This is a genomic window from Pseudomonas sp. L-22-4S-12 (assembly GCF_009799935.1).
Classification (GTDB): Bacteria; Pseudomonadota; Gammaproteobacteria; order Pseudomonadales; family Pseudomonadaceae; genus Aquipseudomonas.
This window is the reverse complement of sequence record NZ_WELL01000001.1, coordinates 1,038,508-1,052,006: the sequence shown is the minus strand read 5'-3', so window position 1 is coordinate 1,052,006 and position 13,499 is coordinate 1,038,508. Positions and strand designations below refer to the sequence as shown.

At 67.3% G+C, this 13,499-nt stretch carries 9 protein-coding genes; 6 read left to right on the top strand and 3 right to left on the bottom strand.

What is annotated here, in order from left to right:
- Positions 1-18 precede the first annotated feature (18 nt).
- The gene (locus tag F3I16_RS04770) at positions 19-552 is read right to left on the bottom strand and encodes a hypothetical protein (protein WP_160492566.1); all 534 of its coding nucleotides are present in this window, start codon (positions 550-552) and stop codon (positions 19-21) included.
- 79 nt (positions 553-631) lie between these two features.
- Here F3I16_RS04770 and F3I16_RS04765 point away from each other — a divergent pair, with 79 nt between their 5' ends.
- The 3 genes from F3I16_RS04765 (at position 632) to F3I16_RS21000 (ending at position 5,416) form a co-directional block, all read left to right on the top strand.
- Positions 632-3,331, top strand: coding sequence for a bifunctional diguanylate cyclase/phosphodiesterase (locus F3I16_RS04765; RefSeq protein ID WP_160492565.1), 2,700 nt, complete (start codon positions 632-634; stop codon positions 3,329-3,331).
- Between the two features lie 100 nt (positions 3,332-3,431).
- Entirely contained in the window at positions 3,432-4,079 is a 648-nt protein-coding gene (gene msrA / locus F3I16_RS04760; RefSeq protein WP_160492564.1) for a peptide-methionine (S)-S-oxide reductase MsrA, read from the top strand.
- 281 nt (positions 4,080-4,360) lie between these two features.
- Complete coding sequence (locus F3I16_RS21000; RefSeq protein WP_178116639.1) at positions 4,361-5,416, top strand: methyl-accepting chemotaxis protein; 1,056 nt, start codon at positions 4,361-4,363, stop codon at positions 5,414-5,416.
- 79 nt (positions 5,417-5,495) lie between these two features.
- On the opposite strand, the gene F3I16_RS04750 is transcribed toward F3I16_RS21000, so the two are convergent.
- Positions 5,496-6,335, bottom strand: coding sequence for a 23S rRNA (adenine(2030)-N(6))-methyltransferase RlmJ (locus F3I16_RS04750; RefSeq protein ID WP_160492563.1), 840 nt, complete (start codon positions 6,333-6,335; stop codon positions 5,496-5,498).
- A gap of 143 nt (positions 6,336-6,478) precedes the next feature.
- Here F3I16_RS04750 and F3I16_RS04745 point away from each other — a divergent pair, with 143 nt between their 5' ends.
- Positions 6,479-8,281, top strand: a complete 1,803-nt coding sequence (locus tag F3I16_RS04745; protein ID WP_160492562.1) for an acyl-CoA dehydrogenase — start codon at positions 6,479-6,481, stop codon at positions 8,279-8,281.
- A gap of 32 nt (positions 8,282-8,313) precedes the next feature.
- Here the strand turns inward: F3I16_RS04745 and F3I16_RS04740 are convergent, their stop codons facing one another.
- Positions 8,314-8,886, bottom strand: coding sequence for a transposase (locus tag F3I16_RS04740; RefSeq protein WP_160492561.1), 573 nt, complete (start codon positions 8,884-8,886; stop codon positions 8,314-8,316).
- Between the two features lie 651 nt (positions 8,887-9,537).
- Between F3I16_RS04740 and F3I16_RS04735 the strand changes: the two genes are divergently transcribed.
- The gene (locus F3I16_RS04735) at positions 9,538-10,914 is read left to right on the top strand and encodes a sodium:alanine symporter family protein (protein ID WP_160492560.1); all 1,377 of its coding nucleotides are present in this window, start codon (positions 9,538-9,540) and stop codon (positions 10,912-10,914) included.
- 736 nt (positions 10,915-11,650) lie between these two features.
- Positions 11,651-13,399: a potassium/proton antiporter gene (locus F3I16_RS04730; RefSeq protein WP_160492559.1), complete on the top strand. Its 1,749-nt coding sequence runs from the start codon at positions 11,651-11,653 to the stop codon at positions 13,397-13,399.
- Positions 13,400-13,499: the final 100 nt, after the last annotated feature.

Below are 13,499 nucleotides of genomic sequence, written 5' to 3'. Positions count from 1 at the left end.
GCCTTGGTGGCAGAGCACTCAGCTCTTCTGCAGATTGCGGATCAGAAAGCTGATCGCCTTGGCCAGTTCGGCCGCGCCGTCATGGTCACGCAGCACCCGCAGCCACGGGCTGCCATCGGCCGGGTTCTGCAGCACGCAGACGATGCCGCTGGCCGGGCATTCGTAGCGGATGTAGGGATCGAGACCGAACACCGACAGACGCTGGTTGCTCACGGTCAGCCCGGTGCCCTTCTCCGCTCGCGACTCCTGGCGCACCAGCAGTTCGCCCGGGGCGGAAACGCTCAGCTGATAGCGCAGGTCGCTGCGCTGCGCCTGGCCCACCTGGTAGGCGGCGCGCAGGGCGTAGGTGTCGAGCAGGGCGTTGCTGTGGGCCAGCAGCGCCTTGCGCTCGTCGCTGGTCAGATACAGGCGCTTGAGCTCGCTCAGGTAACGTCCCTGCTCGTCGCCACCCAGCTGAGCCTCGGCCGCCGTCACCGCCGTGGAGCTGGCGGCGCCACCCAGGCTCAGCACCAGCAATAACCCGCTCAGTCTTCTTGTCAGTCCCAGCCGCATAATGCACCCTTGCCGAACTTGATTGATGACACAGGCTCCTGGCCTGAACCCCGGCAGCATACTGGAAGCCAACCGCTTGATGAAAAGCCATCCCGATGCTGCCAGCCGTAAGGCAGCCGAGGTTGTGACGCAGTTGCCAGTGCCCTCGCGGCTCGGCATGCTGCGCTTCGAGCGTTTGAACGAACCGAGCTGGACCCTGCTCTACCTCGACCCGGCCTGCGAACGCCAGCTCGGCGTGGCCGCCAGCGAGCTGTGTAGCCTGCTCGACTCGCCCTTCGCCAGCCTGATGGAGCCGCAGGCGCGCTACCACCTGCATGACCAGATCCAGCAGCAACTGACCAGCCTGCCGCACTACTCGGTGCACTACAGCCTGCACACGCCGCACGGCCCGCTCAACCTGCTGGAAATCGGCGAGGTCTTCCAGCAGCACAACCATGCCTTGCTGCGCGGCTACCTGATGGTCACCGCCGAGGCCGGCGCGCCGCAGCACGCAGAGCGCCAGGCCCAGCTGGAGGCGCAGAACAGCCGCCTGCAAAGTTCCCTGGAACTCTACCAGCGCGCGCAGGAAGACCACCTGCAACACCTGGTGCGCTCGCGCGCCCAGCAGAGCCTGATCGTGCGCCTGGCGCGGCATCGCTACAACGCGCTGGCGCCGCTCAAGGAAGCCGCCGAGCTGATCACCCAGGCCGCCTGCGAAACCTATGACGTGGCCCGCGCCAGCATCTGGCAGCTGCGCGGCAGCCTCCTGGAGCCGGTGGCCCTGTACCGCCGCGACCTCGGCCGCCACGAGCTGCCCGCCAGCATCGATGCCAGCCAGTTCCCGAACTACCTGGAAGCCCTGCACGGCGGCCGCGCCATCGACGCGCACAATGCCCTGCGCGACCCGCGCACCGCCGAACTGGCGCACAGCCATCTGAAGGCGCTGGACATCGGCGCCCTGCTCGACGCCAGCATCCGCCTGGGCGGCGAAGTGGTCGGCGTGCTGTGCCTGGAGCACGTCGGCACCACCCGGGTGTGGCAGGCCGACGAAATCGCCTTCGCCGGCGAGCTGGCCGACCAGTTCGCCCAGGTCATGAGCACCCAGCAGCGCCGCGATGCCACCAGCGCCCTGCACCTGTTCCAGCGCGCCGTCGAGCAGAGCGCCAGCGCCTTCCTGCTGGTCGACCGCGACGGCCGGGTGGAATACGTCAACCCCAGCTTCACCTCGATCACCCAGTACGGGGGCGACGAGGTCCAGGGCCGGCTCATCGCCGAGCTGCCGGCGCTGGAGAACCTCGGCGACCTGCTGTTCGACGCCCGGTCCAGCCTGGCCGAGCGCAACAGCTGGCAGGGCGAATTCCGCAGCCGGCGCAAGAATTTCGAGCCGTACTGGGGCCAGCTGTCGATCTCCAAGGTGTACAACGACGACGGTGAGCTGACCCACTACATCGGCATCTACGAAGACATCACCCAGAGCAAGCTGGCCCAGCAGCGCATCGAGCGCCTGGCCTATAACGACAACCTCACCGGCCTGGGCAACCGCCCCTACTTCATCCGCGGCCTGGAGGAGCGCTTCGCGCGCGGCAACGGCCAGCCGTTCTGTTTGCTGCTGGTGGACATCGACAACTTCAAGCGGATCAACGACAGCCTCGGCCACCAGACCGGCGACAAGCTGCTGCTCAGCCTGGCCCGGCGCCTGCGCAACAGCCTGGCGCAGGACACCAGCCTGGCGCGCTTCGCCAGCAACGAATTCGCCGTGCTGCTCGATGGCGCCGACGAGCAGCAGGGCCTGCGCCTGGCCGCCGAACTGCTGCAGATCCTCGACAAGCCGCTGTTCGTCGACAACCAGCTGATCAACATCACCGGCTCGCTCGGCCTGGCCTGCGCCCCCGGCCACGGCGACGATCCGCACAGCCTGATGAAGCACGCCGGCCTGGCCCTGCACAAGGCCAAGGCCAACGGCAAGCACCAGGTGCAGGTGTTCACCGAGGCGCTGAACGCCGAGGCGCACTACAAGCTGTTCGTCGAGAACAACCTGCGCCGCGCCCTGACCCAGAACGAGCTGGAGGTCTACTACCAGCCCAAGCTGTGCCTGAAGAGCGGCCAGCTCATCGGCCTGGAGGCCCTGCTGCGCTGGCAGCACCCGGAGAAGGGCATGATCAGCCCCGACCAGTTCATCGGAGTGGCCGAGGAAACCGGCCTGATCATCCCCATCGGCAAGTGGGTGGCGCGCCAGGCCTGCCGCGCCAGCCTGGAGCTGGCAGCGCTCGGCATGGGCCAGGTGCAGGTGGCGATCAACCTGTCGCCCAAGCAGTTCACCGACCCCGACCTGGTCGGCTCGATCGCCGCCATCCTCGACGAGGAGCAGCTGCCGCCGCATCTGCTGGAGCTGGAGCTGACCGAGAGCCTGCTGCTCGAAGGCAGCGCCGACACCCGCGAGCAGATCGCCCGCCTCAAGGCCCTCGGCCTGACCCTGGCAATGGACGACTTCGGCACCGGCTACTCCTCGCTGAGCTACCTGAAGAAGTTCCCGATCGACGTGATCAAGATCGACCGCAGCTTCATCAAGGACATCCCGGACAACCAGGACGACATGGAAATCACCGCCGCGGTGATCGCCATGGCCCACAACCTGCGCCTCAAGGTGGTCGCCGAGGGCGTCGAGACCGCCGCCCAGCTGGCCTTCCTGCGCCGCCAGCACTGCGACGTCGGCCAGGGCTTCCTGTTCGACCGGCCGATCCCCGGCCGCGAGCTGATCGACAGCCTGCGCCGCTACCCCTGCCGCAGCGGCGCAGACTGAGCCGCGCGCGGCAACCCTCGCCACGTCCATCAGCCAACCGCGGCAGCCCGCCGTCACGGGGTAGACTGTAGCCATCACCTGTTGCCCCGAGACTCCCGCCATGGTCCTGCGCTCGCAAATCCTCGCCCACAAGCTCGAACTGCCGACAGCCGAACAGGCCCTGCCCGGCCGTGCCACGCCCATGCCGGTGCCGGCCCAGCACCATGTCAACGGCAACCCGCTCAAGCCGCCCTTCCCCGCCGGCCTGCAGCAGGCGGTGTTCGCCCTCGGCTGCTTCTGGGGCGCCGAGCGGCGTTTCTGGCAGCAGCCCGGAGTGTGGAGCACGGCGGTGGGCTACGCCGGCGGCCATACGCCGAACCCGAGCTACGAGGAAGTCTGCTCCGGCCTGACCGGGCACACCGAAGTGGTGCTGGTGGTGTTCGACCCGCGACAGACCAGCTACGAGGCCCTGCTCAAGGTGTTCTGGGAGGCGCACAACCCGACCCAGGGCATGCGCCAGGGCAACGATGTCGGCACCCAGTACCGCTCGGCCATCTACTGCAGCGATGCGGCCCAGCTGCAGGCCGCGCAGGTCAGCCAGGCGATGTTCCAGGGCCAGCTGGAAAAGGCCGGCTTCGGCCCGATCACCACCGAAATCGCCGCCGCGCCGCCCTTCTACTATGCCGAGGGTTACCACCAGCAGTACCTGGCGAAGAACCCCGGCGGTTATTGCGGGCTGGGTGGCACGGGCGTGTGCCTGCCCGGCTGAGAACCTGTCTACGATCTCTTGATCGTCGGCCATGCTGCGTTGAAATTGGACTCGGGCTGCTCATTTACAGCTCGTAAACTCCGCGCCCTCGCCCAATTGATTCGCTGGCGCTTACCCTTCGGGCCAGCCTGCGGCTGTTACTCCCGTTGGTCGTTGCGCCTTGCCTGGCTCTAGCTCAAAAGACCCTAAACAGGTTCTGAGAAACGCTTACACTCACGGGCTGCCCGCCCGCGCAGGGCGGGCCACTCATTCCAGCCAGGAGTCCGTGCCCACGGCCAGCCATGCACAAGCCGCGCTTTTCCGATATCCACGAGATCCCGCCAAAGGCCTTCAGCCCGGGCGCCCTGGCCCTGCAGATCGGCCCCTGGCTGCTGATCGGCGCGGCGCTCTGGGGCGGTCTGCCGCTGTGGATCGCCCTGCCCTGTGGCGCCATCCTCAGCCTCGGCCTGCTACCGGCGCTGGCCACCGCGACCCACTGGCCGGCGCTGATGCAGCCGCGCCCGGCCATCGCCAGCCCACCCGACTGGCTGGCGCCGCTGGCCGCCGAGCTGGGCGCCCATAGCGCCACGCAGGCGCAGCAGCTCGCACAGCTGCAGCACCAGCTGCACGCCCATGCGGCCGCCCAGCAGCAGCCGTGGCGCATCCTGGCCGAACAACTGGCCGAGCAGTGCGCCCAGGCCGCGCGGGTGCTGGCGCCCGTCCAGACGACCGAGCGCGAGACGCGGGGCGATCTGCAGGGCAGCCACGCCGCCCTCGCCACGCTGAGCGCCAGCCTGCAGCAAAGCCGCGAGCAGGCCGACGAGCTGGCCGGCCACATGCGCCGGATCAGCGGCCAGGCCGAGGCCATCCTGCGCGCCAGCGACGACATGGACTCGATTGCCAAGCAGACCAACCTGCTGGCCCTGAATGCCGCCATCGAGGCGGCGCGGGCCGGTGACAGCGGGCGCGGCTTCGCCGTGGTCGCCGACGAGGTGCGCGCCCTGTCCAGCCGCTCGGCCGACTTCTCCCAGGAGATCCGCCGCACCGTGGTCGGCATGCGCGACGACCTGCAGCGGGCCGACCAGCACGCCAGCAGCCTGGCCCAGGCCGATCAGTCGACTCTTGCAGAAGCCCAACAACGGATTGCCGGGCACCTGACGGCGCAGGCCCAGCAATACGCCCAGGCCCTGGGCGCCGCCGCCCAGCTGGAGGCCCTGCTGCAGGCTGCGGAAACCCAGGCCAACGCCATCCACCCGGCGCCACTGGCCTCCAGCGCGGTGAGCGACCTGCAGCAACACTGTCAGGCACTCGGGCAACTGGCCGGGCAGCTGCAACAGCGGGCCATGGACGTCGGCTAAGCGCCGCTTCAGCGCCGCACGCCGGGCAGGCTCACGCCCGGGGCCTGCCCGGCATGGCGCACCCGACCGGGCTTTGCGCCTACTTCTCTTCCACCAGCCAGTCCAGGCGCCAGTCGCCCTGGCTCTGCGCCAGCTTGCCGGCCAGCCAGGGCAGCAGCTGTTTCAGCTCCTCTTCCAGGCCCCAGGGCGGGTTGGCGATGGCCAGGCCGGAGCCAGACAGGCGACTGGCGTCGTCGGGGGCATGCACGAACAGCTCGACGCGCAGCAGCTTGGGCGCGCTGGACTTGCCCAGCGCCTGATAGAAGCGCTTGAGCTGGCGCTCGTCCTTGATCGGGTACCAGATGGCGACCACGGTCTGGCGCATGCGACCGATGGCCTCGTCCAGCGCGGTCACGCAGCGCTCCAGCTCGTCGGCCTGCTCGAATGGCGGGTCGATCAGCAGCAGGGCGCGCTTTTCCGCCACCGGCAGCAGGGCACGCGGCACGTGCCAGCCCTCGCCCAGGTGCACGGCCACGCGGCGGTCGCCCTTCATGTTGTCCTTGAGCAGCTGGCCGTCCTGCGGGTGCTTCTCGTTGAGCAGCACGCGGTCCTGCATGCGCGTCAGCTGGCGCGCCAGCTCCGGCGAGCCGGGGTAGTAGCGCAGCTGGTCGTCCGGGTTGAGTGCGTGCAGCACGCCGAAGTAGTCGGCGCACAGCTCGGGCAGATCGGGCGCCTGCCACAGGCGGGCGATGCCCTCCAGCCATTCGCCGGTGCGGCTGGCCTGATCGCCCTGGAGGTCGTAGAGGCCGACCCCGGCGTGGCTGTCGAGGCAGACGAACGGCGCCTCCTTGCGCGACAGCAGGGCGATGAGGCGGCTCAGGGTGATGTGCTTGAGCACGTCGGCGTGGTTGCCGGCGTGGAAGGCGTGACGGTAGTTCATGGCAATTTCCTCGCGAGGCGCGGATTGTAGCCCGAAGGGACGACGCGAGCAGGTTCTGGCGAGTCATCAGGCACATGAATCTTGCTAGGCACCCTCTATTCACGACCTTAGACTTCAAGAAGATCCCACCGGAGACGAGTTCCATGTCCGAGACCCTGCTCAGTTCCCGCAACCTGGCCTTCGAACTCTACGAAGTGCTGGACGCCGAAGCCCTGACCCAGCGCGAGCGCTTCGCCGAGCACAACCGCGAAACTTTCGATGCGGCGATTGCCACCGCCCGCGGCATTGCCGAAGAGCTGTTCGCCCCGCACAACCGCAAGAACGACGAGCACGAGCCGCAGTACGTGGACGGCGCCGCCGTGCTGATCCCGGAAGTGGCACCGGCCCTGCGTGCCTTCCACGAGGCCGGCTTCCTCAACGCCACCCGCGACTTCGAGCACGGCGGCATGCAGCTGCCCAACCTGCTGTCGCAGGCCTGCTTCGCCCACTTCCAGGCGGCCAACATCGCCACCAGTTCCTATTCGATGCTGACCATGGGCGTGGCCAACCTGATCGAGGCCTTCGGCAGCGACGAGCAGAAGAGCAAATACCTGCAGCCGATCATCGACGGTCGCTTCTTCGGCACCATGGGCCTGACCGAGCCGCATGCCGGTTCCTCGCTGTCGGACATCCGCAGCAAGGCCGAGCCCCACACCGACGGCAGCTACCGGATCAAGGGCAACAAGATCTTCATCTCCGGTGGCGACCAGCCGATCTCCGAGAACATCGTGCACATGGTGCTGGCCAAGCTGCCGGACGCGCCGCCCGGAGTGAAGGGCATCAGCCTGTTTCTGGTGCCCAAGTTCCTGGTCAACGACGACGGCTCGCTGGGTGCGCGCAACGACGTGACCCTGGCCGGCCTGTTCCACAAGATGGGCTGGCGCGGCACCACCTCCACGGCGCTGAACTTCGGCGATAACGGTGAGTGCGTCGGCTACCTGGTGGGCAAGCCGCACCACGGCCTGAGCTACATGTTCCAGATGATGAACGAGGCGCGCATCGGCGTCGGCATGGGCGCCATCATGCTCGGCTATGCCGGCTACCTGTACTCGCTGGACTACGCGCGCAACCGCCCGCAGGGCCGCCAGCCGGATGGCAAGGACCCGAGCAGCCCGCAGATTTCCATCATCGAGCACGCCGATGTGCGGCGCATGCTGCTGACCCAGAAGGCCTATGTGGAAGGCGCCTTCGACCTCGGCCTGTACGCCGCGCGGCTGTTCGACGACACCCAGACCCTGGCGACCGAGGAGCAGCGCAAGACCGCCCTGGAGCTGCTCGACCTGCTCACGCCGATCGTCAAATCCTGGCCGTCGGAGTTCTGCCTGAAGGCCAACGAGCTGGCCATCCAGGTGCTCGGCGGCCACGGCTACACCCGCGAATACCCGGTGGAGCAGTACTACCGCGACAATCGCCTGAATCCGATCCACGAAGGCACCCACGGCATCCAGTCGCTCGACCTGCTCGGGCGCAAGGTCTCGATGAACGGTGGCGCGGCGCTCAAGCAGCTGCTCAAGCTGATCCACGGCACCTGCCAGCGCGCCACCGAGCATGAATCGCTCAACGCCCTGCGCCAGCCGCTGGAACAGCTGCTGGCCCGCCTGCAAACGGTGACCCTGGCCCTGCTCGGCGACCTGATGGCCGGCAAGGTCAACCAGAGCCTGGCCAACTCGGCGCTGTACCTCAAGGTGTTCGGCCACACGGTGATCGGCTGGCGTTGGCTGGAACAGGCGATCCGCGCCGAGCAAGGCCTGGCGCGCGGCAACGCCGCCGATGCCGACTTCTATCGGGGCAAGCTGCAGGCCGCACGCTACTTCCTGACCTGGGAAGTGCCGGGCTGCCACCACGACCTGGCCATCCTCGAAGCGCGCGACGACACCTGCCTGGGCATGCACGACGCCTGGTTCTAAGCGCCAGTACGAATCCGTAGATACCGTCTTGCCTAACCCTGAGCAAGGGCCAGCTGAGGGTCAAATGGCTGAGCCGATTTCAATACGCCGTAAACGATATGCAGCAGCTTGCGCATGGCTGCGCAGACGATTTGTTTGCCAGCCTTGCCGCGGGCTCTCAGGCGCTTCGCCAGGGCATTGATCGCTATGTTGTAGGTCATTGAGACAACCGCCGGGATGTAAAGACCGGCACGGAGCCGAGCTGAGCCCGTGCGGGAAATACGCACCTGCCCTTTGTGTGTGCCCGCATCCTGCAATTTAGGGTTCAGTCCGGCAAAGGCGGTGATCGCCCGAGCACTCTCGAAGTGCAGCGGATCACCCAGCTCCGCCAAAAGCAGGGCGGCCGTCCGCTCGCCAATACCGTCGATGCTGGTCAGCAGATCGCGCCTACCTCGCAGGTCTGGATCATCATCGATCTGTTTGCGGATGGCGTTCAGCGTCTCGGCAATCTGTTCTTCGACACGCTGCAGCACCGAACGAATCGAATCCTTGACGCTGGCAGCGGCCACCTCCAGGCGATTGCGCTCCATCTGCTCGATCTCGTTGAGATCCTGCAGACGACGCATCAGGGCACGTAAGCGGCGAATCGCGATGGGCTCGGGTTGCCAGGCGCGCAGCTCATTTCTGTGGCCTTCGGGGTAGGAACACGATCTACGCCGCAGGCTCGCGGCCTAAGGGTGCGCTCGGTTTCGATACCCTCCCCCGATGATCAGTCGGGGTGTACTACCCCTTCGCAGGAAGGGAGGGAGTAGTTCTTGGGTCAGCCTTGGCGCCCGGCCTCCCGCCCAATCCTCGTCTGCGCAGCCGCGCGCCTCCATCCCCCGTCCCACCAAGCCAGCCATCGACACTGGCGCAGGTCGGAAAACCGTCAGACGGCGTCAAGCGCTCCCGACATGCTTCGGTGATTTCTCGCGCAACCGTTATCACAAACAGCGAAATCCCCCAAACCATCCCCCCTATACTCGGCTCGCCACAAGAGCTGCCAAACCTTCCGGCGGAACGCTTCCCCCTAGGCCTCCGCCACGAAAGCTTGCCCTTGCCGGCACAAGGATCGTCTGCATGCAGCCAGCTGCCGCCACCCCGGCAGTGCCCCCCGGAGCATGACGGGACCGACGAGGGCGACGCCTTATCCGGGCGCGCTGCTCCCCGGCCACGCACCATCTAACCCGCAGGGAATACCCCTACTGCGGTACACAACAACAAGAGGAACCCCCTGGATGGAATCCCTGAACAATCTAGTCAATGGTCTCAACGGTCTGGTCTGGGGTCCGCCCATGCTGGTCCTCATTCTCGGCACGGGCCTGTTCCTGATGCTGAGCCTCAAGTTCATGCCGCTGGCCAGAATCGTCTCCGCCTTCCGCCTGCTCTGGCAGGGCCGCAAGAAGGACGACGACGGCTCCGGCGAGATCAGCCCCTTCCAGGCGCTGATGACCTGCCTGGCCGCCACCGTCGGCACCGGCAACATCGCCGGCGTCGCCACCGCCATCTTCCTCGGCGGCCCCGGCGCGATCTTCTGGATGTGGTGCACCGCCCTGGTCGGCATGGCCACCAAGTACTGCGAGGTGGTACTTGCCGTGCACTACCGCGAGAAGGACGAGCGCGGCGAGCATGTCGGCGGGCCGATGTACGCGATCAAGAACGGCCTGGGCAAGAAGTGGGCGTGGATGGGCGGCGCCTTCGCCCTGTTCGGCGGCCTGGCCGGCTTCGGCATCGGCAACATGGTGCAGGTCAACAGCATGGCCGACGCCCTCAGCGGCTCCTTCGGCGTGCCGGACTGGGTCACCGGCGTGGTCACCATGGTGGTCACCGGCGTGGTCATCCTCGGCGGCATCAAGCGCATCGGCAAGGTCGCCGAGGCCCTGGTGCCGGCCATGTGCGTGGGCTACATCATCGCCGCGCTGAGCGTGCTGGCCCTCAACTATGAGGCCATCCCCGGCGCCTTCGCGCTGATCTTCGAGCACGCCTTCAACCCGGCCGCGGCCACCGGTGGCTTCGCCGGCGCCGCAGTCATGGCAGCGATCCGCTTCGGCGTGGCGCGCGGCATCTTCTCCAACGAGGCGGGCCTGGGTACCGCCGGCATCGCCCAGGCGGCCGGCACCACCCACAGCTCGGTGCGCTCCGGCCTGATCGGCATGCTCGGCACCTTCATCGACACCATCCTGGTGTGCAGCATGACCGCCCTGGTGATCCTCACCACCGGCGTATGGACCAGCGGCGCCAGCGGCGCGGCGCTGTCCAGCGCGGCCTTCGAAGCCGCCCTGCCCGGCGTCGGCCAATACCTGCTGGCCCTGGCCCTGATGGTGTTCAGCTACACCACCATCCTCGGCTGGAGCTACTACGGCGAGCGCTGCTGGGAGTACCTGGTCGGCACCAAGGCGATCCTGCCGTTCCGCATCCTCTGGGTGCTGGCCATCCCCTTCGGTGCCATCGCCCAGCTGGACTTCGCCTGGCTGGTCGCCGACACCCTCAACGGCCTGATGGCGATCCCCAACCTGATCGCCCTGATCCTGCTCAGCCCGGTGGTGGTCAAGCTGACCCGCGAGTACTTCGCCAAGCCGGCGAGCGCACGCGGCGGCGTCCCACAGAGCAACTGAGCCCCTGGCGGCGGCCAGCCGCCGGCACCTGACGCCTCTCGCATGCCCCCGATGCCCCATCGGGGGCATGCTCATTTCTGGGGCAGGACTTCAGCGACGCCCCATGACCGCTGCGGCAAACATGCCGGCAACGCCCAGCAACATGCCGCTTGCAGCCGTCAAGAGCGACCCTTCGTCCCGCCATGCCAGGCATGTCAAAGACTGGTACGGAACGTGCTGATTGAATGGCAACTGAACGATGCGGAGCCACCTTGCCGTGTACGCCCCGGGTGGCGGCACTGGTCTGCCGACCAGCGCCCCTTCTGGCTGTACCGCACAGCAACAATCCGTGATGACAAGCTAGCGAGCCGTGACCGGCGCTGTCCCGCGCCGTTCCCGCTGCGTAGAGGTGCACCATGCTCAACCCCGTCTTCCGTCTCGAAACACCCGCCAGCCTTGGCCTCAAGGCCATCGCCTGCACCCTGCACGGCCTCGACAACCGGCACTATTCGCCCCGATAGTCGAGATACAAGGGTGCGCCGTGCGCACCACACGCCCCGCACAACCCCTGGTGAGCGCGGCGCACCCTACGGCCTGGCAAACCCCGCCAGCAGCGCCTAAGCGCCTGATTTATCTAGCAAGAATAGCCCCGCCCAGGCGGGGCTATTCTTTTGACAGCCCGGCAAAGCCACGGGTTAGAATCCGGCATGCCCCCTGCATAGCAGCGGCGCCCCCGCCCATTCGCCCGGAGTACGCCTTGGACGCCAGCACCATCAACAGCCTGTTTCTGATCGGCGCGCTGCTGGTGGCCATGAGCATCCTGGTCAGCGCCTTCGGCTCGCGCTTCGGCATCCCGATTCTGGTGATCTTCCTCGCGGTCGGCATGCTCGCCGGCACCGACGGCCCGGGCGGCATCGTCTTCAACAACTATTCGCAGGCCTACCTGGTCGGCAACCTGGCGCTGGCCATCATCCTCCTCGATGGCGGCATGCGTACCCGCGTGTCGAGCTTTCGCGTGGCCCTGTGGCCGTCGCTGTCGCTGGCCACCCTCGGCGTGCTGGTCACCGCCGGACTGACCGGCCTGGCTGCCGCCTGGCTGTTCCAGCTGAGCTGGCTGGAAGGCCTGCTGATCGGCGCCATCGTCGGTTCCACCGATGCCGCCGCGGTGTTTTCCTTGCTCGGCGGGCGCGGGCTCAACGAGCGGGTCAGCGCCACCCTGGAGATCGAGTCCGGCAGCAACGACCCGATGGCGGTGTTCCTCACCGTGACCCTGATCGAGATGCTCGCCAGCGGCGAGTCCGGCTTCAGCGCAAGCTTCATCGTGCACCTGGTCCAGCAGTTCGGCATCGGCGGCCTGCTTGGCTTCGGTGGTGGCTGGCTCCTGCTGCAGGTGATCAACCGCATGAGCCTGGCCAACGGCCTGTATCCGCTGCTGGTGGTCAGCGGCGGGATCATGATCTTCGCCATCACCAACGCCGTCGGCGGCAGCGGCATCCTGGCCATCTACCTGTGCGGCCTGCTGCTGGGCAACCGGCCGATCCGTTCGCGCCACGGCATCCTGCACATCCTCGACGGCCTCACCTGGCTGGCGCAGATCGGCATGTTCCTGGTCCTCGGCCTGCTGGTCACCCCCCATGAACTGCTGCCGATCGCCCTGCCCGCCCTCGGCCTGGCGCTGTGGATGATCCTGTTCGCCCGACCGCTGTCGGTGTTCCTCGGTCTGCTGCCGTTCCGCGCCTTCCATGACCGCGAAAAGGCCTTCATCGCCTGGGTCGGCCTGCGCGGCGCGGTGCCGATCATTCTCGCCGTGTTCCCGCTGATGGCTGGCCTGGCCAATGCCCAGCTGTTCTTCAACGTGGCCTTCTTCATCGTCCTGGTCTCGCTGGTACTGCAAGGCACCAGCCTGCCGTGGGCGGCCAAGCTGCTGAAAGTCACGGTACCGCCGGACCCGGCGCCGATCTCCCGCGCCGGCCTGGAGACCCACCCGACCAGCGAGTGGGAGCTGTTCATCTACCGCCTGGGCGCGGAGAAATGGTGCATCGGCGCGCCGCTGCGCGACCTGAAGATGCCCGAAGGCACGCGCATCGCCGCACTGTTCCGCGGCCGCGAACTGCTGCACACCTCCGGCAGTACCAAGCTGGAGGCCGGCGACGTGCTCTGCGTGGTCGGCCACGAGCATGACCTGCCGACCCTGGGCAAGCTGTTCATCGAGGCGCCGACGCGGACCCAGGACCTGCGCTTCTTCGGCGACTTCATCCTCGAGGGCGACGCCCAGCTCAGCGCCGTGGCGGCCCTCTACGGCCTGAAACTGGAAGGCGCCGAAGGCCAGCTGCACCTGGGCCGCTTCATCGCCCACCAGATCGGCGGCCAGCCGGTGGTCGGCGACCAGGTGGAATGGAACGGCCTGACCTGGACCGTGGCCGTGATGGAAGGGAACAAGGTGCGCAAAGTCGGCGTCAGATTCCCCGAAGGCCAGGGTAAGCCCGGCCCAGGACTATTCCTGTAAGAACCTGTCTACGATCTCTTGATCGTCGGCCATGCTGCGTTGAAGTTGGGCTCGGGCTGCTCATTTACAGCTCGTAAACTCCGCGCCCTCGCCCAACTTC